Genomic DNA, 23004 nt, shown 5'->3' with positions numbered 1-23004 from the left:
TAATATTAATTATCATGGATTTGAATCAGTTCACTTCCCTCTCAATTCATCCTTAGCTTTGAAACCATAATAAAATGTATTTAAAACAAGCTCTGCAGCAGATTTTTTAGCCACATTTCCTTCATGTACCTGTTCCCAGGTATGGAAAAGCAGAGCATAAAGCGTATTCAAAATCCATTCACTGCTAACTGTTTGCTGAAAGTAACCTCTTTGTTGTAGCAATTCAATAACGCGTCTTAAGGGTTCCCTCAGCTTCTCTTCTGCTTCACCTAATTCTTTGTTGTTAAATACAGATGCATCATGACCTAGAAAATAGATTTTGTCACCTAAAGGGATTAACGCTTCAATGAGTTCCGGGATATAGTTTTCGCTTCTTTCCTCATCCAGTGGAATCTGGTTTACAGTATCACTTACCAGTTGTATAGCCCGATGGCCCAAGAACAGCATCAATTTCTCCCTGCTTTCGACGTAGCGATGGAGTGTAGCAATTCCAATTCCCGCATATTCCGCAATTTCATTCATCGAAGCAGTAGGATTTTCAACAAGCAATATAGTAGCTGAATCAAGAATTGCATTAAATCTCGCTTCCTTCAACGCTGACAAGTCTTTCTTCATCGTCAATCTCTCCCTTTTTCTGTATAAAGTCGTCATTTTTGATAGATAAATATATCATTTGATATTATAATAAACAATCTCAAATAAAGTGTCCAGCTGCTGAATGTAGCTTTTCAAAAAGAATTTATTCCTGAAACTGATAGTACTTTGAATGTTTCATTTTTAGCATTTCATTATTTAGATAACGATGAAGAAATTAAATTCTTTAATGTAATAAATACAAGAGCCAAAGGAAATGGTAGGAGTTACTTTCTGCATAAAGTTATCGGTTTATTTTAAAATTCACTTCCGGGTATTTGGTTATCAGCCTTTTAAGGGTTGAGCCGTCATCCTTCTGTTTTACATACTGGTCAAAAAATGCCAGGCTGAATTCGTTAATAATATGATGAACTTCCTTTGGATTTTCACCTGGGCTCTGCAACAGAGGTGAGAACAAATGTAAATCGGTAAAGCTTGTATGATCCGTATGAGGAATGACCATTGACATACCACCGCCAGCTAACCCGCGTCCGTATCGCTCCCTCACTTCAAAGGGATCTGCTTCATCAGGCTCTTCTGCATTCATGAGCAGAAATGGTTTTCCAATGCCACTTTCAGGCAAGATTTCACCATACAATGTACCATCCATATTGATAGCTGCTTTGACACGAGAATCTTTTGCAAGTATTTGTGCTGCGGTAGCTCCACCGTAAGAGTGGCCAAACATTCCAATTCGCGAGGTATCCAGTCTTCCTGTAAAGAAACCGGTCTCATCGTTTTCGTTAAGTTTCTCTATCTGATTAAGGACAAAGCTGACATCTTCCTCCCATAATTTTATGTGACTATCTCCTTCATCAGTTAAATTGATGGGCTGTACATAAGCAGTTCGACCACCTGGAAAGACGGTAGCTGCAGCATCAAAGGTATGATCGATACTTAGAACAATATATCCTTGACTAGCCAACTCCTCAACTTGAAACGTGTTTTGATTACGAAAACCATTAAAACCATGAGAGAAGAGTAATATGGGATAGTGATTCTCTGAGTCTGAGAGTTGTAAATCCATAAACGAATGAGACTTTACCAATTCCATGTGGCTGAATGCAAATGCAGGAATAGACAATGTTTTTTCCAATCCCTTGGAAAGCTCATTTATGTTACGAATATAAGGTTCTGGATCCCCCTTGCTTTTTTCAGCTGCAGGATACCAAATTTGCACCATCAGTTCGCGCCGATTATTTGGATTTTTCGAATATGGTTCATTTCTCTGATGATCAACCCAATGATATAGCTTCGTACCGATCCTATGTGGACCAGTTGGTTCTTCAAATGAAAATACTGGCATAAGTAAGGGTAGCGCAACTGCTACAAACAAATAGATACATAGTAACGAAGTCTTAACTATGAATATACCCGAACTTCTAAAGCCCTTTTTCTGCCCAGTTAATAAATAGCATAAAATTAAGATAACTGGGGATACATATGCCGGAATCATCTGCCACCTAAAACCTTCTGCCAATAACTGAACTGTAACCATTACAACGGCAATCAAAGTAGCTAATTTAGACCACTTTTTCGTTTCTCTGCCTATTAACAGTATCCAACTCAATAGACTAAAATTCACTACTATCAAAACAACTTCCCAGAAATTCATTGGCCTATCTCCTTTGCATGCATTTTACTTCTAATTAAAGAGGTTGTTTTCAGCCTAAGCAAAAGCAGGTGAAACACCTATATAGTTGCACCGATTATGCTAATCGTTTCATTCACTCTACTCCTTTATTCAAATTAAAAACTTAAAATGCCCAGCTACCTTTACGGAAAATTGGTTCTACAGTTCCATCTGGTAGAATACCGTCGATGTCCATCTCACTGCTGCCAATCATAAAGTCCTCATGTGTTACTGAAATATTTGCCCCTAACGTTTCAAGCTGATCGTTTGCTAGATCTCTTCCACCCTCTAAGCAAGTTGGATAAGCTTTACCAATCGCTAAATGGTTCGATGCATTTTCATCAAACAATGTATTAAAATATAAAATTCCCGATGCTGAAATTGGTGATTCATGTGGTACAAGTGCTACTTCACCTAAATAGCAAGAGCCTTCATCCACATTAATAAGCTCTTGTAATAAATCATGTCCTACCTGTGCTTCAGCTTTAACAATTTTTCCTTCTTCAAATGTCAGTTTAAAGCCATCGATAATATTCCCTTGATAAACTAATGGTTTTGTATTGCTTACATAGCCATTTACACCTTGTTTCATCGGTAACGTATAAACCTCTTCTGTCGGCATATTAGCCATAAAGATAGTATTATCAGGAGTTTTACCACCTCCAGTAACCCATTTATGCTGTGGTGCTAATGCAATTGTTAAATCAGTACCTGGCGCTGTATAGTGAAGCTTCATATATTTTTTATCGTTCAGTAGGACCGCACGAGATTCTAAATTTTTTACATGTTCACGCCATTTTTCAATAGCACTGCCGTCACCAATACGAACAGCTTTAAAAATAGCCTCCCATAATGCTGGTACTTGATCCTCAGTTGCTAAACCTGGGAACACCTTCGATGCCCACTTTGGTGAAGGAACTGCTACCATCGACCAAGCTATTGAATCCTTCATTACGGCGTTGCGATTGTTTCTCAGAGCAGCTCCTGCTACCTTTTGATAGGTAGCTAGACGATCAGATGAAATACCTGTAAATTTATCAGGATCTGTAGCATCTATCATTAATAGTGCTCCTTTACGTTCGATCAGCTCATCATTCATTTTGACTATCCACTCTGGGAAGCGATTAAATTCTTCATCTGAGGCATAATCAAAGTAAGCACGTTCCATTTCTTCATCCGAAAAATTAACATGAACACGCCCTGCCCCAGCCTTATAAGCCTCTTTCACAATTATACGGGCGAAATCCAATGCATCCACTGATGTATTGACTAATAAGTATTGCCCTGGTTGAATATTGACACCGATTTTCACCGTAAGTTCTGCATATGCTTGTAATTTTTCTTCAAAAGTCATATTATTTACCTCGCTTTTATTAAATTGGTTTTGAATTCCCCTCACTAACTTACTTTCTGAACAGGTTTTCTCAGAATTTCCATTTCCCATTTTTTATTAGAACATGATAACAACTAATGGATTTTTTCTACTACTCATATATTTAATTTTTAAACTTTGATTCAATTAATATTGATTTGTTTTTCAAAAAATCTAATCGAAGGGTATCAAACACTACATAAAGTTATAGAGTTCTTTATTGTGAAAGCTCACTCATTTCTTCCCAATCTTTTCAATGCTGCTGTACCTAAAGACTTACCATCAATAGGGCGTTTAACATTCTCAATCACTCCTTTATCTTTACAAAAGTATTTTTGATAGATAAACATATCATTTGACATAAGATTAAATCATTTCAAATGAATTATCAAGCCATAAAATTTAATTTTTAAAAAATTCGGTAAAAAAACCATATGAAAATGGATTCTATCAAAGGGAGCGATAACAAAAAGATTTTTATACACACATGGATAAAACACATGACAAACTTATATATAATTGCAAGTTCAACCCTTACAAAAAACAGGATAAAAAATAAACAGCAGAACTAGCCCACTGTTTACTTTGCCACACCTTCATGCAATTTTTCTGTATAATCCTTTACATCTTTCCAGCTATCTTTCGCTGTATGTAAATCTTCTTTTATAAACGTAAACTCTTCCGGACTAATTCCTTTTACGTTTTGTAGTAAATTATTATATTTTGCACCTACTGTATACCATTGATTTGATATGTTTTGTAGTGCTGTAATTGCTGCATCAATTGTTTCTGTCATGTTTGTTGTTTTATTTTTTACATCAGTCAAAATTAAGACTTCTGCTTGTGCTCCTGAAATTCTATCTTTTAAATTGGCGATTTCTCTTTCTGCATTTGCGATATCTTTTTTCGCAACCGCAATCATCGGCCCGCCAGCAAGACATGTTATTAGCGCTACGCAAAGTACGCCACCAGCAATGACCATATCATTACTCTTTTTAATTGAATCGTTATATGTATTTATTTGTTGCTCTAGAGCTGGAATACCAGCATTCGTACTTGCCAATATCGCTGTTAACTGATTTGTATCCTCTTTGAAACTATTTGTATCTTTCGCCATTCTATCGCGAAAAGCTTTCAAATTTCCTAATAATCCATCTACCTCATTTTGATTCTTTACAATATCCGCATACAACTTTTCTAAATCCGCTTTTAATTTTCCGCTATCCTTTTGATCAATCGCTATTAACATGTCATTATAATAAGATTGGAAAGTATTATTGTAATTAATAATATTTTGATCCGTTTTCATAATTTGAGGCTTCATATTATTTAACCAATATGCTGCATTAACTTTTGCATCTCTTTGATGCTGAATCATATTCCCTTTAAATTCACTATTAATCGAACTTATTTTACTTAAATCCGTCTCTTGTTGATTTTGAATTAATTTTGCATATGAATCCATTGCAAATATACTTGATGTCGTTTGTGCCATTACATCTTGGAATCCAGCTGGTCCAAGAGAATAGTTTTTCACATTTTCTTGTAACACCTTTACATTTTGTTCTGCTGCAAAAGGATGTAAAGGAAATGCGTTACTTGTTGCCACCCCAGCAATCATTACCGCTAAAAGACATTTTTTATAAAATCGTTTCTGCATATTTTTCACCTATTCTCTTTATAAGGATATCAAAAGCTCCTGCTCACAACTGAACAGGAGCTTCAAATCATTCATCAACACTTAACGCTCTAACGATTCGTATTCGATTATGCTTTTTTCGTATCTACTACTTTAATATCTTCAGCATAAATCTTTTCTGCATAGTCTTTAATGTTTTTCCAGCTATCTTTCGCAATGTTTAAATCTTCTTTAATGAAAACTAGGTCGTTTGGACTAATAGAATCTACATTTTGAAGTAAAGAATTGTATTTTGATCCCATTGTGTACCATTGGTTTGAAATATTTTGTAACGCTGTAATTGCAGTATCAATTGTATTTGTTAAATACTCTGTTTGTGTTTTAATGTTCGTTAATCCTGCTACTTCTAATTGCGCAGTTGTAACTTGTCCTGTTATCTTTTGAATTTCTGCTTGTGCATTATCAAGCTCTTTCTTCGCTAATACGATTCCAGCTGTACCACCGCCTACAGCTGCTGCACCACCTGCAATTAATGCTACTCCTAGCGGTGTTCCTGCGCCCGTAGCAATAACTACTGCACCACCGATAATTGCAATTGGTCCTAGAGCTGTCGCGACAGATGAACCGATAATAATTGCATTATATTTACTAATTGCTTCATTGTACGTTGTAATTTGATTTTGCAGAAGCGGAATTCCTGCATCTTGACTAGCTAATATAGATGTAATTTGATTTGCATCACCCTTGAAGTTTTGCGTATCCGAAGTCATTTTATTTCGGAATTTCTTCAAGTCTTCTACTAACTGATCCACTTGCGCTTTATTTTCATTAATACTACTTGATAATCTAGTTAAGCCTTTCGTAAGAGTCGCTTTATCCTTTGCATCAACTGCAGCAACTAAAGTATCATAATAGTTTTGGAATTTCGTATTGTAGTTAATGATATTTTGATTCGTTGAAATAAGCTGTGGTTTTAATACATCTAACCATTGCTTCGCATTTCCTCTCGCTGTATCTTGATGCTGAATGACTTTTCCTTTTAAAGCCGCATCAACAGACGATACATTTCCAAAGTTAACATTACCTTGTTTAATAATTGTTAAAGCATACAGATCCATTACTAAAGCATTTGAACCTGTTCTTTCCATTGCATCTTTTAAGCCTTCTGGTCCTAATGAATATTCTTCATAGTCATTATAAGCTTTTGCTACCGCATGAACTGGAGCTTGTTTCACTGTGCTTTCAGCTGCATACGTATGGGCTGGCATAATGTTTCCTGCTGCAAATACTGCCATAAGTGCTGATAGAGCCATTACTTTATATGGTTTTTTTGTCATTTTTCTTCTCTCCCTATATCGCTAATTATTTTTCTGCTTAATGTACTTCAACGTTTGTAACGTAATCTTCAAATTGATTTGTTTGTTTATTCATTTCATCACTTACTTTTTTAATTTGATTGAAATGTTTTTGAAGTAAACTACTGTCTGTATACGTGCCTTCTTCAACATTCTTTTGAATTTGGATCATATTATTGTTTAAAACTTTCCAGTCCGTTAATAACGTTTCTAAAGTTGTAATTTGACGATTGATTAGTTCTGTAAAGCTACTTACTTGGTCTTCAACGAATGTAATTTGTGTCGCCTCTGCTTCAGTTTGTGATAACTTTTGAATAAGTGGTAGTAGCTCTTTTTGCTTTTGCTGAATGCGAAGAGCTGCTTCTCTCGTTTGACTATCTGCAGCATTTACAATTTCATTACTTAAAGTACCGATAGAAACAAAATCGATTGTTTTCGTTTGTGCAGTTTGATTTGTGATTGTAAATACTTGTTTACCGATATTAATAGAACCTTTAATGATTTCTTGAGGTCTATTCAAAATAGTAGTTAGTTCAGCTTGAATTCCCCCTTGAATTCTTTTAATATCTTCTCTTAATTTCACAATATCTCCACTTGATCCTTGCAGTGTTTTTATTGCTTCATCGGCTTTAATTGATAAGTTGTTACTATCTTTGTCTAATACTGTTTTAAATCGATTTAACTCTAATAAATCTTGCTCCATACTCTCTTGGATGCTTTGTACTTGCAATTGTAATTTTCCATATGCACTCATAAAATCTGCTTTTGCTTGCTGATCTTCATTTACGTTTCCTGCTAGTTCATAGAGCTTACTATAATAGCTATTAAATCTAGTGCTGTATCTCATCATTTCTTGATTTAAGTCAATTAGCTTCGGATTATATTCATCAATCCATTCTCGTACATTCGCCTTTGCAAACTTTTGATGATTCGTTAAGCTACTCATCGCATTTACCTTAATGTCTGGCTGTTGCAAAATAATTAATCCGTATGCTTGAATAAGCGGTGATTGTGATCCTAACATTCTAATTGAATTGGATAATGTATTTGGAGCAATTACATTTTGCGCATATACTGTTTTCACTTCTGTTTGCCCCTCCTTGGCGTAAGCGCTTACAGGAATGAAGCAACTCGTAGATACTGCTGTAACCAATAACCCTGTAATTAAAGTCTTTTTCACTTTAACTCCTCCTATGTATTAGCAACTATTACTATCGCATTTTATTATTCTATTTTCTTGCCCATAATTTGAGATGGTTAAAATAGAGAACGTTCTCACCGCGATCCATGTATGAACCACCTCTCTCGTATTGCTACAGTACTTACTTATCGTCACAAAACATTTTATTATTTTTCATATGTGTTTAGTATGGATAACATTGTATAAATTTTCTATTTCATCGAAATTCCCACATTCACATAGTGAATATATTACGTAAAAATATTATTCATTTTAAACTAAACAACATGCGTAAATATGAAATTTCGTTTTGTTTTCATATATGTTTTGTACTGTAAGGTCATTTAAACACAGCTGTTTATATAACGTAAAGAAGTATTTTCATTCCCTTTATTTTCAAGCTTTCATGTCCTTATTTCAAAATATAATCCGATTCACTTTATCGATTGAAATATCTACATATCACAACAGAAAACACTACTTGCAAATAACCGATAAAATTATATCGATATAATTTTTAAACCCATATGCAATTATGCATAGGATATACACAAAAAGGATAGCTTCATTTTCACGAAGCTATCCTTCAAAAATCTTCTTATTTTTTCAAATGATATGGAACTGTCGTAATAACAACATTTCTTTTATAAAGTAAATACGCACGTATGAGTAAACTGGATTGATTATGAAGAATGTTATGCCAACCTTTTTTCGGAATGAACTGTGGTATAACGACCGTAACGCGGTAATTCGATTCACTTGCCTTATACTGCACTGTATCAATGAACTTCGTTAGCGGCTGAATAATACTTCTATAATGAGAATGTAATGTAACAAGCCTTACTTCAGGTTGCCACACCTTCCATTTCTCTTCAAATTTCTTTTCCTCTTCTCTGTCAAAAGCAACATATACAGCGATAACTTGATCTGCCGAAAGAGATTTCGCATAGTTCAATGAATTTTCTACTACATGCGTCATACCTGCTACAGGAACGACAATTACATTCCCCTCAATTGGAATAAGAGGTTCACAAGTTTTTAAACTTAATTGATCACCCACTGCATCATAATGCTTCTTAATTCGATGAAACAAGAAGATAATAGCAGGTAAGAAAATAAGAATCGACCAAACTTGTGCAAATTTAGTTAAAAAGAACATGCTCATTACGATAAAACTAATAACTGCACCAATTAAATTAACCGTTAATTTTAAAACCCATCCTTCAGGTTTTTCGCGAAGCCACTTTAATACCATCCCTGTTTGAGAAAGTGTAAATGGAATAAATACACCTACTGCATATAACGGAATTAAATGTTCTGTTTGTCCTTGGAAAGCTACAATTAAAATAATCGAAGCAACTCCAAGTATTATAATACCGTTTGAGTAACCTAGACGGTCTCCTCTAATCGTAAACATTCTCGGTATAAATTTATCTTTTGCGAGGTTAACCGCTAATAAAGGAAATGCAGAATAGCCTGTATTAGCTGCGAGAATTAATATTAAAGCTGTTGTACCTTGTATGAAATAGTACATGAAATTACGTCCAAATGTTTGTTCAGCAATTTGAGAAACAACTGTTACTTCTTTACTCGGCGTCACTCCGTAATAATAAGCTAAAAATACAATTCCTGAAAATAACACAGCAAGTAATGCACCCATTGCAAGCAATGTTTTTGCAGCATTGTTTGGCGCAGGATCTTTAAAGTTCGGAATTGCATTTGAAATTGCTTCAACACCTGTTAAAGCAGAACTACCTGATGCAAATGCTCTTAACAGTAAAAACAAACTAATGCCCGCAACCGGCGTTCCGATCGGCGTGTGTAAAGCCTGCGAAACGTGACCAGTCAAAATATTATATATGCCTACACCAATTAATATAAATAGTGCTAAAACAAATAAATAAACAGGATATGCTAAAACGGAAGCTGATTCCGTTACTCCTCTTAAATTTAAGATGGTAATAAATATAACAAATATAATCGCAATGATTACATTATGTGCATGTAAACTAGGAAAAGCAGATGTTAGCGCATCTGTACCTGCAGATACACTTACCGCAACAGTTAAAATATAGTCGACTAATAAAGATCCTCCAGCAATTAAGCCTGGATTCATCCCTAAATTTTCTTTTGATACAACATACGCTCCCCCGCCATGCGGATAAGCAAAAATAATTTGACGATAAGATAAAATAAGGGCTGTCAATAATACTAATACCCCAACAGCGATCGGAATGGAATACCAATAAGCGATCGCTCCCACACCTGCTAAAGCAATTAAAATTTGTTCTGGACCGTAAGCAACTGATGACAATGCGTCAGAAGATAAAATAGCTAAAGCTTTCGTTTTATTAAGCTTTTGTTCTCCAAGCTCTGTTGATTTTAACGGTCTTCCAATTAAAAATCTTTTAATAGATGAAACCAATGCTGTCCACTCTCCAATAATTTTGTACGAACTTTTCTGCTTGTTACAGCCAGTAAACTATTTCTTCAGAAAACAAAAAATGTCTACAAGCCATAGCGAAATAGACTTGTAGACATTATTTTTTTTGTCGCACAAGCTCCACCTTCCTTCTCAATATAACGCTTACGAGGTTAGCTGTCGGATTCGGGCCTATGAGTAGCCCTACCTTTTTCAAGGATTCACCCCATCGGATTATGTACTAATCCGTAAAAACGGGTCCCCCGTACCATGCGGTTTCAGCGATTTAGAAAATTGAAACTGTGGATTATAATACTCCTTTATTTTCAAAAAGTAAACAAAAATTTTTAATAAGAAAAAAATTAAAATGATTGCGCATAATCCGCTGAGAAATATACATAATGAATATTAAAAATCCGCAAAGGAGACCCATATGTCTAAAAAAAGAAGCCTATTTTTTCCGATTCATATTTAGATGCAGTAGCAAATGAAATTAATCAGTTATATGGTAAACGTGAACAGGAAATAAATTTGACAGATAGAACGAAAAGAAATAAATAATTTGTCATACAAAAAAATAAAAAAGATAGCAATACACTTATATATTGCTATCTTTTTTATTTTTTCATACATCTAATTCTATTACAGATTTGTTAAAGGTCATCTCTTCATACACCTTTAAATTTTGATATATAGTGCCTAATAATGGTGCCGCTATAGAAAATTGCTCTGCTACATCCAGTAAATATCCTTGCAAGTGCTTCCCTTCAATAAACGAACCCTTTTCCATATCACGTTGCATTGATGACTTCATATCATACGAAATTTTATCAATCGTTTTCATATGTTCCTGGGCAATTTTAGCCTTTACTGGAGCTCCTAATACTCTCATGATTTGTACAGATTCCTCAAACACATTACGGATAAAATCACGGCCGCCTTCACTTTCACGGATTGGTCCAATTGGTGCACGCATTAACGTTGTCACACCTGACATTACAGTAATAAATAAATATTTATGCCACATATCTTGCGTAATATTTTCACTTAAAACAAAACTAGATTTCGTACCTGAAAATGCTTTAGAAATATGCTTTACTCTCTCTGAATTTTGAGACTTAATTTCTCCAAACACAAGTCTGTTGGCAGCGCTAGTTTGTACAATTTCTCCTTGATCGTTTAACGTCGTCTCGATAAAGCATAAACCGCCAATTACTTTTTCTTCGCCGAATTCTTTTTGTAGTAGTGATAAATGAGCGATACCATTTAACAATGGAATGATTACAGTATTTTCACCAACAAACGGCTTCAAATCTTGAATAGCCTCGTTTAAGTGATACGCTTTTGTTGAAAATAAAATAACATCAAATTGAGAAGTTCTCTCTTCTTTCGTTATTAATTTCGGTTGGAAGGAAAAATCCCCGTTAACACTTCGGATTACAAGTCCTCTTTCCTCTAATTGTTTTTTCCGTTTACTACGAACAAGAAACGTGACATCTTCTCCCTTCTCGACTAATCTGCCACCAAAAATCCTCCGACTCCACCAGCGCCTAATACTAAAATCCGCATACAGCATCCCCCTTTTTAAAATACAATTTTATAACTTTTAGTATACATAACATTATACATGTTCCCTGCTAAATAAGCTGAATTTTCACTCTTAAACAAGTATAAAACAGTGGTTATTTTCAAATAAATTTGGGCATGTTGTTTCTATAGCATATATGGAAAGGAAACAATGTAGATGGAGGCAATACAAGCAATTGAGGAAAAAGGTGTAGCAACAGCTATATTTCAATTTATATTCCCGTTTTCGTTTAAAACTGGATATGAACAAAATATGTTCCCTTTCTTACAAAAAAACGATTTTCGTCCTTTTCGGCTCGATCATCTCGATGATGAAAATACATATTATGGGGAGTTTAAAGTTTCACATCAAAATATGGAAGCATACTATCTTTCATTTACAAATAAAATTCTCTTTCCTCACTCAGAGCATCAAAAGGGCTTGCAACGTTATTCAAAGGATCTTAACTTAACTGGACATTTAACAACAAACCTTATTTCAATTCCATTCAAGATACACTCTATTGATGTAACACTTTGTCCTTATGAACTTGGCTTCTTAACAATTCGAACAAAAGTAAACACTGCTCCAAATATGACTTTATCTGAAGCAATCGAATTCGCTGCTCGCTTCCGTGTACTTGAAACTAAAACTGATACAAATGAATCTATTTGTATTGAATGTAACGGAAAAAAGTATTCCCAAGTTGAAAAATTCATTTTTGGTTATTTATTTCATGGCGTAACTGATTTCTTTGAAAAGAAGAGATTAAGAAGTTCATACTTTCAAACCTTCCCTTTCTTTGAAGACCAAAGAATGTACGTTCAAACTTTATTGTCACTAAAAGAAGGTATGGAATTTAATGAAGTGGATGTTTATCGTACTTCCAGTCTTTCCGGATTAACAAGTGATGGTAAACCATATGTAAGCGCAAATAACCTTCCTTACATTCATGACTATTTAAAAAAACACGCTTACCAGAGATGGGCTCCAAATCGTTATTTCATAATGGAAGAACATATTTTTACATGTGTAACAAATGAAGGAGAACGCGAAATCTCTAAACTTGCTAGTCAAATGTACGGGGAATTTTATTACGCTTTATTATTAAACCTATTCCATAAAATTGTTTTATTAAAAATGGCAAACGCCTATGCTGAGCTAAATATTGAACAAGATACTAATGAAATAGAGAAATTAATTTATTCGATCAATTCGTTCACTGCTAATTATTTTTCTTTAGAATTAGTATCCCAATCACAAAGTGAAGATATTTTCTTCCGCTTAAGAAAACTTTTTAATATTGAGGTTTTATACTCGAACGCGAAACAAAATCTTGATAGTTTGTTTAAATATCAAGAAAATGTCGCCTCTAAAAAAGATAGCCTTTTATTATTAATTTTAACGCTCTACTCTGTAGTGGGCCAAATGTTAGGGTTTACTATGATCGACCTTTTAAGAAACACCGATTCAAACAAAATATCTTCACCTCTTGAATTTTTCGCTCTATTAATTGCGATTAGCGGCATTGTCATTTCACTTATTTTAGGAGCCCAAAGTTTATATCAATGGGGTCTACAGCATAAACAAAGAAAAGCTTGGGTAAAACAAACGGTACTGTCTGCTGTAAAAGAAAAAGAGGATAAAAATTAAAGAAGGTTATTTTCAAATACATGGTATGCTGCAGTAAATGAAATTTTTATTAGCGATTTTCCGATTATATCGGCGCAACTCGAAATATATCAGTGATTTTTAAGATATATCAGCGATTTTTTAAATATATCGACTTACCGACAAATGACAGGACTGGATAATAAAAAAAGGGTACTCCAAAATAAAACTTGGAGTACCTTTTTTTATTAAACGAATTCAGCTTACTTCCCTGCTTCGATTTTCTCTAATGCAGCAGCTACTTGCTCTTCCGTTAATTCATGTTGTATTACGTAGCGGTTACGTGGACTTACACGACATTCATGAGAACATGCACGTAAATATTTCGCTTCGTTTTCTTCAGAACATAAAATTTTCTTATTACATTCTGGATTTGAACAGTTTACATAGCGCTCACATGGTTCACCTGTAAAGTGGTCTTTACCAACGATAACATGTTCTTTTTGGTTTACTGGAACAGCGATACGCTCATCAAACACGTAACATTGTCCATCCCAAAGCTCACCTTGTACTTCTGGATCTTTTCCGTACGTTACAATTCCGCCGTGAAGCTGACTTACATCTTCATAACCTTCACGAACTAACCAACCTGAGAATTTCTCACAACGAATTCCACCTGTACAGTAAGTTAAAATCTTTTTACCTTCAAGGGTTTCTTTGTTTTCTCTAATCCAATCTGGTAATTCACGAAATGATTCAATATCAGGTTTAATCGCACCTTTGAAGTGTCCTAAATCAAATTCATAATCATTTCGTGCATCAATGATAACTGTATCTTCTTGTTTCATTGCTTCATAAAAATCTTTTGGCTCTAAATACTTGCCAGTTATTTCGTGTGGGTTAATGTCATCTTCTAGACGAAGTGTAACTAATTCTGGACGAGGACGTACGTGCATTTTCTTGAATGCATGGCCTTCTTCTTCATCTATTTTAAATACGATACCATCAAAACGTGGATCATTGTTCATTGCTTCCATGTATTTCTCTGTTTGCTCTACAGTTCCAGAACAAGTTCCGTTAATACCTTCTTTTGCTACAAGAATTCTTCCTTTTAATTCAAGTGAATTACAAAATTCTAAATGCTCTGCAGCAAATTCTTCTGGATTTTCAATTGTTGTGTACATGTAATATAGTAATACTCTGTATGGTTTTGTAGTTGCCAATGTATTTCTACCACCTATCTAATTTTTAAAATCATGTATAAGTTAACGTTCATATCAAAACATATATAATAAGAAAATGAATCCCATTTTCTTTTCTTTATACTATTTTCTATCAGTTAACAAAATAAAAAACAAGATTACACACACCAAAACACTATGGTTATGTTGTAATCCCAATATATTATATATCATACAAATGCAATTCCATCAATTAATATGCTGTATTATCGGCTTTATGTTCACATAAATTTCAAAAACAGCCCTTTAATTCATTATGTTTCCCCACGTCATCACACCATAAACTCCCAATTTTTTTTACGTTATTACACCATCCATTGCATAAAGGCATATAATTTGCATTAAGGAAACTTTCGTGTTCAAATAAAATTATCACATAACATATTTAAATGTATTGAAATAATGAGTAAGAATAAATACAATAATTTCATCAAGTTAACATTTTAAAGGGGAAAACTACTATGAATAAAGATATAACAAAAGATGAACATCTCCCTTCTGAAAGTACAACTGTACAATCAGCTCACTTAGCTTTAAGTGGAGAAACAAAAGGCTGGAAAAGACTGTTACCATTTTTAGGGCCCGCTTTTATCGCGTCCGTTGCTTATATTGATCCTGGCAACTTTGCTACAAATATCGCAGCTGGTTCACAATATGGATATTTACTATTATGGGTTATATTCGCTTCTAACTTAATGGCTGTATTAATCCAAACTTTATCGGCTAAATTAGGAATTGCTACAGGAAACAATTTACCCGAAATAGCTCGTGAAAACTTTCCAAAGCCTGTGTCTATCGGCTTATGGATACAAGGTGAATTAGTTATTATGGCTACAGATTTAGCGGAATTTATTGGAGCTGCATTGGGGCTTTACTTACTATTTGGAATCCCGATGCTACCTGCCGCTTTAATTACAGCAGCCGGATCATTTATTATCCTTGAATTTCAACGTAGAGGATTTCGCCCACTAGAAGCTATTATTACAGGGATGATTTTTATTGTAGTAATAGCATTTGGAATCCAAGTTTTTTATGCAAAACCAGAATTAAGTCCCCTTCTTTCAGGACTATTTATTCCGAAATTCCAAGGTGTAGACAGTATATTACTTGCAGCAGGGATATTAGGTGCGACAGTAATGCCGCATGCAATATACTTGCATTCTGCATTAACACAACGCCGCGTGGTTGGAACAACTGACGAACAAAAGAAAAAGATTTTTCGTTTCGAATTTATCGATATTATTATTGCAATGGTTATCGCTGGAGCAATTAATGCAAGTATGTTAATTGTAGCAGCTGCACTATTCTTTAAAAATGGCTTACATGTTGAAGACCTTGATGTTGCTTTTAACCAGTTCAGTACTTTAGTCGGTCCTGTATCAGCTGCTTTATTTGGAATTGGGCTCTTATCAGCAGGACTATCTAGCTCTTCTGTCGGTACAATGTCAGGTGACATTATTATGCAAGGTTTCATTCGAATGCATATTCCGTTATACTTACGCCGCTTTATTACAATGATTCCACCATTAGTTATTATCGCTTTAGGTGTAAATCCAACTTACGCTCTAGTCATGAGCCAAGTCGTCTTATCATTTGGTATTGCTTTTGCATTAGTGCCACTTATTATGTTTACAAGCAATAAAAAAATTATGGGTGCGCTCGTTAATCACCGCATAACAACCTTTATCGCTTGGATCATTGCTGCACTTGTTATCATTTTAAATATTTTCTTACTGTATCAAACGTTTGTAGGGTAATAGAAAAAGGTATTCCAATAAAACTGGAATACCTTTTTTCATTACCACTTATGTATGTACCTCTTTCTGGCATTATCACACCTTTCTCAGTTCGAAAGTAAAGTGGTAATCCTTCCGCAAGAAATATGCTCACATTTGATGGATCCTGCCTTTGATGATGAATATGTAAATGCGGCTCACTTGAACTTCCGGAGTTACCGACTTGGGCTAGAACCTCTCCTTCATTTACATGTTGGCCTTCCCTCACTTTAATTGATCCTTTCTTTAAATGGGCCAGAACCATAAATGTCCCTGATTCATCTAGTCGTAAATAAATATGATTCCCCGCCATTGACTGAAAATCATCCTCTCCTGGAACTACATCTTTTTCATCATTATTGATAGATACAACTGTTCCAGAAGCTGGTGCCATTACTTTCGCTCCATATATTCCATAATCCCCTAAATTACTACTTTTCGCTTCAGCAGGCGGAATAAGAATATCATATGCCCACCTTTCATTCGGTTTTATAACGTGATAGTTCGTTTCTAACCGATCACCACCCCATCCTACTAGTGCTCGTTCATTTAAGGGAAAACGAACGACTATTTTAGGACTCATAGTCTGTACATCTGCTGGATAAGCAATTCTACCTATATTAGCAAACCAACCGACAGGCCAAGCTCCAATGATAGAAAACAGAATAATTAAAAGTAGCGTTCTATCTATCCGCTTTCTAAAAATGCCGTTCAAAAAAAACATTATTACTGATCCTATTAAGAGAAAAACTGAAATTACACTAAAAGCCTGTATACACCACCAAACAAAGACTGATGTAACACCATTAGCTACATAAATTAAACTCCAACTTATAATTAAAAAAGGAACTATAATTACTAATAAAAATTTCTTCCACATGTCGTATCCCTACTCTCATATCCTTTTTCTCAATGATACAAAGTAAAAATTACGACATATGAAAGAAATACTTACGACTTTCTTACTTTTTTATACTGCGGTAATTTTACAGTAAAAACTGTTTCTTTATCGTTACTACGTACAGTTATATCCCCTTGATGGAGCTGTGCTATACTTTTCGAAATTGCAAGTCCTATTCCTTTCCCACCCGTATGAGAGCTACGTGATTTTTCACCACGATAAAACTTTTCAAAAACGTAAGGAAGGTCCTCATTCGGAATGCATTGTCCAAAATTTTTAATTTCTATTTCAACATTCATGTCTCTTTTAGAAACTTGAATCAAAATCTGTTTTCCGTCTTTCCCGTACATAATACTATTACTAATTACATTTTCGAATAGCCTCACCATAAGCGCTACATCCATTTCCACATGTAACTCCTTATCACCGTTAATACAAAAGCTCATATCGGCATCATCTAGTAGTGGTACAAAATCAATCATGATTTGTTCAATGAACGCTTTCATATTTACTACACTTTTATGTAATTCGATTTCTCTATAATTTATTTGACAGTATTCTAATAAATCATCTACTTGATTTTTTAATTCATAACTTTTTCGCTTTAATATACTTACATACTCTTCACATTCTTCTCCATTTGAATGAAGTTTATTTCCTAACAGGTCCGCATAACCTATTAAAGTTGTTACTGGCGTTCGTAAGTCATGAGAAATATTACTAATCATTTCATTTTTCATTTCCTGTGATTTTTTTCATTCTCAATAGACTCTTTTAAACTTTTCGCCATTCTATTAACATTTGCCGCTAGTTCACCAATCTCATCGCTTTTCGAAATAGGTATATGTATTTCAAAATTACCATCACTTATTTTCTTCACGTTCTTATTAATTTGAGATAATCTTTTCATCATCGTTTTTGTCATGAATGCAAAGTATGTTGTAGTAAAAATCAAAAAAACTATAAAATATAAAAATGAATATTTTTCCTCTAACGCAGTAACATGACTATATATATTTCCAATTACAATTTGAAACGCTATTATACTTACAGTTGCTAACAAAATGCTACATATGAATGCGATAAAAAACTTAGTTCTAATGCTTTGTAATGATTTAATCTTCAATTTTATATCCGACTCCCCAAACATTTTGAATAAACTTCGGCTCTTTTGGATTCTCTTCAATTTTATTTCTTAATCTTGCAATATGAACCATTACTGTATTATTACTTTCATAGGCTCTTTCTTTCCAAACGCTCTCATATATTTCTTCAATAGTAAACACACGATTCTTTGCAGCAGCCATTAAGTACAAAATATCATATTCAGTTTTCGTAAGATTGATTGTTTCTCCATATAACATTACTGTTCTAGACACTTCATCTATTTCTAAACCTCTAATATTTATTTTCTTTTCTATTACTTGGACAGCATTTTGATTGAAATATGTATACCTTCTTAATTGAGCTTTCACTCTCGCTATAAATTCAATTGTACTAAACGGCTTCACAATATAATCATCTGCCCCAGTACTAAATCCAATTACTTTATCTACGTCCGATGATTTTGCGCTTAAGAACATAATTGGTAAACTATGTTTTTCTCTAATCCTTCTGCACAATTCTATCCCATCCATTTGTGGCATCATAATATCCAAAATAGCAAGTTGGATACTGTTATTATTTATTATTTTTAAAGCCTCTTCTCCGTTATGAGCACTAAAAACTTTAAAACCTTCTTGTTTTAAATTCACATTAATAAATTGAATAATATCTTTATCGTCATCTACAATTAATATTGAATTTTTTTCCATTTCCAAACCTCTTTTTTGAAATATATTCCACATCTAAGTTTATCATAAATCAAATCTACCATTACACCTTGAATAATCTTTATTTTCAGATTAAATTATATAATAACAAATACATTCTATTTTCATGTGAAAAGGAGCGAAAATATGTTTCCTTTATTAAAAACTGAAAGACTTATTTTAAGAGAACTGACCGAAGAAGATGCACCGCGTATACTACAATGCTTTTCTAATACTAATGTACTGCGCTATTATGGCCAAAAACCGTTACAAGATGTTGATCAAGTGAAACAAATCATTCATAACTTTAAGTTGAGTTACAATGCAAGAAACGGTATAAAATGGGGAATCGAATTAAAAGACAAGAAAGAACTCATCGGTACCATTGGTTTTCACGATTGGTCTTCTGAGCATAAACGAGCCAATATAAGTTATGCCTTTTTGCCTGAACACTGGGGAAAAGGATATGCGACTGAAGCTGTTTCTGAGGTTATATCATACGGTTTCCATACGATTCATTTAAAGCGGATCGGGGCAATTGTATTTCTTGAAAATGAAGCTTCCAATAAGGTACTATTAAAATTAGGCTTTGAAAAAGAAGGCGTTCTAAAAAATTATATGTATCAAGATGATATCCCATATGATACGAATTTTTACGCTTTATTAAAATTGGTTTAATAGAATTCATTTGTAAAAAACCTTACTTTTAAAAAGTAAGGTTTTTTGTATTTACTCATTAGCAATATAAGCATTCTTATAAGTATAAACACCACCAAATTGATGTTTTTCAATCCCTTTTACATAATCCTTTTGTACATACGCTGAGCCAATATGATAAAGCGGCGCCACCGCAGCATCTTCTAATAATACCTGCTCGGCTTCTCGCAACGCTTCCCATCGGTTTTCCGTATCTAGTACAAAATCCGTTTTCGCTTTCTTTATTAATTCATCGTAACGAACATTAGAATAATTCATTTTATTATTCGGATTCCCTGTCGTAAATAACTCTAAATAACTAATTGGGTCTTTATAGTCAGGTCCCCAATTTGCCATAGTTATATCGTAATCACCTGTTTGTTCTAACTGTAATTTTTGCTTAAATGGCTGTTGTTTAATTTGTATCGTTAATCCATGCAAATTCTTTTCTAAATCACCTTTTATATATTCTGCCATCCGTTTTGCATTATCTTGTTCAAACGTTAAAAACTCGAGGTTTACTTGCTCTACTTCAAGCTCTTTTTTCGCTTCTTCCCAAATTTTTTGCGCATTTTGCAAATCATATGAAGAAAGATCTCCGTTTTCTTTTCTAAAATCTTTACCGGTCACTTCATTTACATGACCAACTGGTACAAGCCCGCTTACAGGTTTTGCTCCGTTATTAATAAAGTGAGCAACGAAATCATCTTTATTTAACGCTAATGAAATAGATTGACGCACCTTTTTATTTGCTAACGCGGTATTTTTTTCATTAAAACGAAGCATAGCAATTCCAGGATCACTCGACATATGTAATTCCTTATTCCCTTTATACTTATCTACAACTTGCGAATTAATAGGTACTCGATCCAAATCTCCGGCTTCATATAAATTTACAGCTGTCATTGTATCCTTTACGATATGAAAGTTTATTTCGTCTAATTTCACTTTCTTTCGATCCCAATATGTAGCATTCTTCTTTAATTGAAACTCTTGTTCATGCTTCCATTTTTCTAATACAAATGGACCGTTATATATGAGATTACTAGGTTCCAATGCATAATTGTTTCCTTGTTCTTTCAAAAATGCTTCATGCTGTGGTAAGTATATAGGTAGTGCTAACAACTGTAAAAAATACGGAACCGGCTGTTCGAGTTCAACTTCTAACGTATAATTATTTATTGCTTTAACCCCAAGTGCATCAAGAGGCATTGTTCCCTTATTGATCTCTTTCGCATTTTTCACATAAAAGAGCATGGACGCATATTGAGATGCTGTTTCAGGGTTAATTGCACGTTTCCACGCAAATATAAAATCATTTGCTGTTACATTATCCCCATTTGACCATTTTGCATCTTTACGCAAGTCAAATGTATATTTCTTACCATCTTCACTTCTTTCAAACGATTTTGCTATGGCTGGAGTAGACTGATCTTGATCATTTAATACATATAACCCCTCAAATATATTCTGCATAACGTGCGCTGATGTACCATCCATCGTTTTCGCAGTGTCCAGAGAAGGAATTTCTTCTGATACTGTTACATTTAACACTTGTTTTTTAGCCTCTGTGTCACTTTTATTCGTTTTATTATTACAAGCTGCTAAAAATAAAGATGTAACAAGTGCCATTACCATTAAATGGCTCTTTTTTCGCTTCATGAGTTGTTCTCCTTAAATATAAAATATTATAAAGCGTAATATATTATAGCAGAAATACTAACAGAAAGATGCGACATTCTTTTGAATATTTATTCGTTCAAGAAAAAAGCTATCCTTTTAAAAGGATAGCTTTTTCAACTGCCACATAATTATCTATCTTTGCAAACCTCGTTTATAACGACTCGCTTCAAATATAATACGCTCTTCATCTAACGTTTTACATTCTCCATTCCAAACGACACGTTTTCCGTTAATGATTACATCGCTTATATCTTTTCCACTAGCAGCATATACAAGGTGCGATAACACTTCATCTGCTGGTTGTAAATGCGGCTTATTAGATGGATCAATTGTGATAAAATCGGCACACTTCCCAACCTCAAGTGACCCTGTTTGTTTCATCCCGATTACTTCAGCAGCTCCTTTAGTCGCAAGTGTAAGAGCAGTTTCAACCGGTAAAGCTGTTGCATCTTGGTGAATACCTTTTTGTAGTAAAGTCGCTATACGCATTTCTTCAAACATATCTAAATTGTTGTTTGATGCCACACTATCTGTTGCAATTCCTACTTTCATTCCTGCTTCTAGCATCGCTTTTACATTCGCTATACCAGATCCTAGTTTTAAATTACTATTCGGATTATGTGCTACTCGAACATCATGTTCTGCTAAAAATGCACGTTCATTTTCATTTAATACTACACCGTGTGCAATAACTGTTGGGCGTTTAAACAACCCGCAACTTGCTGCATATTCTACTGGACGTTTTCCGTACTGTGCTTCAATATCACGTACTTCACGCTCTGTTTCCGAAAGATGAATATGAACCATCGTTTGATTTTCTACTGCAATACGTGCGCATTCTTCTAATAATTCTGTGGAACATGTATATGGACTATGCGGTGCAACCATCGTAGTTAACATGCCACTTTCGTTATAGTAACGCTTTACATATTTTTCAGCTTCTTCAATGGCTTTCTTTTCATCATCTTTCGTTCCGAAGCTAAATAAAGTTCTTGAAACAGCAGCTCGCATCCCACTTCTTGATACCGTTTCCATAATTGCATCTTGATCTACTCCAATTGGATTAAACATGTCAGAGAATGATGTTGTACCACTTTTCACCATTTCAAGTAATCCTAATTCCGTACTAGCGACCGCAAGCTCTGGAGTAAACTGACTTTCAAGTGGCCAAATTCTCGTCTCAAGCCATGGTTGTAATAACATATCATCTCCAATACCTCTTAAGAGACTCATTACAACGTGTGTATGTGTATTTACAAGCCCTGGTAAAACCCACTTTCCTTTCATGTCAATTACTTCATCTACTTCAAAATCATTAGCGAATTCTCCGCTCTTCACATCTATAATTTGATCATTTTCTACAATGATATATCCATTTTCTATCACTTCATTTTGTTCATTCATCGTTACTATTGTAGCGTTTACATAAGTTGTTTTCAAAAGTATTTCCCCTTTCAACTCTATGAAGTTCCCTTTAATAAGTTA

General features: G+C 34.2%; 15 protein-coding genes, 2 pseudogenes and 1 riboswitch. Of the genes and pseudogenes, 3 read left to right on the top strand and 14 right to left on the bottom strand.

From position 1 onward, the window contains the following. Positions 1-30: 30 nt before the first annotated feature. The 8 genes and pseudogenes from JFU02_RS28890 to panE form a co-directional block, all read right to left on the bottom strand. The gene (locus JFU02_RS28890; RefSeq protein ID WP_000710981.1) at positions 31-615 is read right to left on the bottom strand and encodes a TetR/AcrR family transcriptional regulator; all 585 of its coding nucleotides are present in this window, start codon (positions 613-615) and stop codon (positions 31-33) included. 262 nt (positions 616-877) lie between these two features. Further along, positions 878-2248: an alpha/beta hydrolase family protein gene (locus JFU02_RS28885; RefSeq protein ID WP_029441998.1), complete on the bottom strand. Its 1371-nt coding sequence runs from the start codon at positions 2246-2248 to the stop codon at positions 878-880. A 142-nt stretch (positions 2249-2390) separates the two neighbouring features. Then, positions 2391-3620, bottom strand: a complete 1230-nt coding sequence (locus tag JFU02_RS28880) for an aminopeptidase (RefSeq protein ID WP_086407302.1) — start codon at positions 3618-3620, stop codon at positions 2391-2393. 598 nt (positions 3621-4218) lie between these two features. Further along, positions 4219-5298, bottom strand: coding sequence for a non-hemolytic enterotoxin NHE subunit C (gene nheC / locus JFU02_RS28875; RefSeq protein ID WP_201072000.1), 1080 nt, complete (start codon positions 5296-5298; stop codon positions 4219-4221). Between the two features lie 107 nt (positions 5299-5405). Next, the gene (gene nheB / locus JFU02_RS28870) at positions 5406-6614 is read right to left on the bottom strand and encodes a non-hemolytic enterotoxin NHE subunit B (RefSeq protein WP_000162968.1); all 1209 of its coding nucleotides are present in this window, start codon (positions 6612-6614) and stop codon (positions 5406-5408) included. Positions 6615-6651: 37 nt separating this feature from the next. Then, positions 6652-7812: a non-hemolytic enterotoxin NHE subunit A gene (nheA, locus tag JFU02_RS28865; protein ID WP_201071985.1), complete on the bottom strand. Its 1161-nt coding sequence runs from the start codon at positions 7810-7812 to the stop codon at positions 6652-6654. A gap of 598 nt (positions 7813-8410) precedes the next feature. Next, positions 8411-10237 carry an APC family permease gene (locus JFU02_RS28860; RefSeq protein ID WP_086407299.1) on the bottom strand — a complete coding sequence of 609 codons (1827 nt, stop codon included), beginning with the start codon at positions 10235-10237 and terminating at the stop codon, positions 8411-8413. A gap of 144 nt (positions 10238-10381) precedes the next feature. Further along, a riboswitch (cyclic di-AMP (ydaO/yuaA leader) is annotated at positions 10382-10528 on the bottom strand. Positions 10529-10859: 331 nt separating this feature from the next. Then, positions 10860-11803 (bottom strand): annotated as a pseudogene (panE, locus tag JFU02_RS28855) (2-dehydropantoate 2-reductase). 175 nt (positions 11804-11978) lie between these two features. Here panE and JFU02_RS28850 point away from each other — a divergent pair. Beyond that, positions 11979-13454, top strand: a complete 1476-nt coding sequence (locus JFU02_RS28850) for a hypothetical protein (RefSeq protein WP_086407297.1) — start codon at positions 11979-11981, stop codon at positions 13452-13454. 221 nt (positions 13455-13675) lie between these two features. Here the strand turns inward: JFU02_RS28850 and trhO are convergent, their stop codons facing one another. Then, entirely contained in the window at positions 13676-14635 is a 960-nt protein-coding gene (gene trhO, locus JFU02_RS28845; protein WP_061666774.1) for an oxygen-dependent tRNA uridine(34) hydroxylase TrhO, read from the bottom strand. A 479-nt stretch (positions 14636-15114) separates the two neighbouring features. On the opposite strand from trhO, the gene JFU02_RS28840 reads away from it, so the two are divergent. Beyond that, on the top strand, positions 15115-16410 hold the full coding sequence (locus JFU02_RS28840; RefSeq protein WP_061666775.1) for an Nramp family divalent metal transporter: 1296 nt from the start codon (positions 15115-15117) through the stop codon (positions 16408-16410). Here JFU02_RS28840 and JFU02_RS28835 read toward each other — a convergent pair. From JFU02_RS28835 to JFU02_RS28825, 3 genes and pseudogenes are all read right to left on the bottom strand, one after another. Then, complete coding sequence (locus JFU02_RS28835) at positions 16367-17308, bottom strand: M23 family metallopeptidase (RefSeq protein ID WP_086407296.1); 942 nt, start codon at positions 17306-17308, stop codon at positions 16367-16369. The genes JFU02_RS28840 and JFU02_RS28835 overlap by 44 nt on opposite strands. Before the next feature lie 71 nt (positions 17309-17379). Further along, positions 17380-18455 (bottom strand): annotated as a pseudogene (locus tag JFU02_RS28830) (HAMP domain-containing sensor histidine kinase). Beyond that, complete coding sequence (locus JFU02_RS28825; protein ID WP_086407294.1) at positions 18445-19143, bottom strand: response regulator transcription factor; 699 nt, start codon at positions 19141-19143, stop codon at positions 18445-18447. The pseudogene JFU02_RS28830 and the gene JFU02_RS28825 overlap by 11 nt, the downstream one beginning before the upstream one ends. Before the next feature lie 144 nt (positions 19144-19287). Between JFU02_RS28825 and JFU02_RS28820 the strand changes: the two genes are divergently transcribed. Next, a complete protein-coding gene (locus tag JFU02_RS28820) occupies positions 19288-19818 on the top strand; it encodes a GNAT family N-acetyltransferase (protein WP_086407293.1) in 531 nt (176 codons plus the stop codon). Between the two features lie 51 nt (positions 19819-19869). On the opposite strand, the gene JFU02_RS28815 is transcribed toward JFU02_RS28820, so the two are convergent. Both JFU02_RS28815 and JFU02_RS28810 read right to left on the bottom strand, forming a co-directional pair. Beyond that, the gene (locus JFU02_RS28815) at positions 19870-21498 is read right to left on the bottom strand and encodes a peptide ABC transporter substrate-binding protein (RefSeq protein ID WP_086407292.1); all 1629 of its coding nucleotides are present in this window, start codon (positions 21496-21498) and stop codon (positions 19870-19872) included. Positions 21499-21651: 153 nt separating this feature from the next. Further along, positions 21652-22977 (bottom strand): bifunctional S-methyl-5'-thioadenosine deaminase/S-adenosylhomocysteine deaminase, encoded by a 1326-nt coding sequence (locus tag JFU02_RS28810; protein ID WP_113938121.1) that lies wholly within the window; start codon positions 22975-22977, stop codon positions 21652-21654. Positions 22978-23004: the final 27 nt, after the last annotated feature.

The sequence above is a fragment of the Bacillus sp. TH13 genome (assembly GCF_016651175.1).
Lineage (GTDB): Bacteria > Bacillota > Bacilli > Bacillales > Bacillaceae_G > Bacillus_A > Bacillus_A thuringiensis_S.
The sequence above is the reverse complement of the archived record's forward strand: the minus strand, read 5'-3'. Positions and strand labels throughout refer to the sequence as shown.

Bases quoted from the DNA above. Each gene is read 5' to 3' on its own strand.
- JFU02_RS28890 (WP_000710981.1), bottom strand. From the start codon at position 615: ATGAAGAAAGACTTGTCAGCGTTGAAGGAAGCGAGATTTAATGCAATT.
- JFU02_RS28885 (WP_029441998.1), bottom strand. From the start codon at position 2,248: ATGAATTTCTGGGAAGTTGTTTTGATAGTAGTGAATTTTAGTCTATTG.
- JFU02_RS28880 (WP_086407302.1), bottom strand. From the start codon at position 3,620: ATGACTTTTGAAGAAAAATTACAAGCATATGCAGAACTTACGGTGAAA.
- nheC (WP_201072000.1), bottom strand. From the start codon at position 5,298: ATGCAGAAACGATTTTATAAAAAATGTCTTTTAGCGGTAATGATTGCT.
- nheB (WP_000162968.1), bottom strand. From the start codon at position 6,614: ATGACAAAAAAACCATATAAAGTAATGGCTCTATCAGCACTTATGGCA.
- JFU02_RS28850 (WP_086407297.1), top strand. From the start codon at position 11,979: ATGGAGGCAATACAAGCAATTGAGGAAAAAGGTGTAGCAACAGCTATA.
- JFU02_RS28840 (WP_061666775.1), top strand. From the start codon at position 15,115: ATGAATAAAGATATAACAAAAGATGAACATCTCCCTTCTGAAAGTACA.
- JFU02_RS28835 (WP_086407296.1), bottom strand. From the start codon at position 17,308: ATGTGGAAGAAATTTTTATTAGTAATTATAGTTCCTTTTTTAATTATA.
- JFU02_RS28825 (WP_086407294.1), bottom strand. From the start codon at position 19,143: ATGGAAAAAAATTCAATATTAATTGTAGATGACGATAAAGATATTATT.
- JFU02_RS28820 (WP_086407293.1), top strand. From the start codon at position 19,288: ATGTTTCCTTTATTAAAAACTGAAAGACTTATTTTAAGAGAACTGACC.
- JFU02_RS28815 (WP_086407292.1), bottom strand. From the start codon at position 21,498: ATGAAGCGAAAAAAGAGCCATTTAATGGTAATGGCACTTGTTACATCT.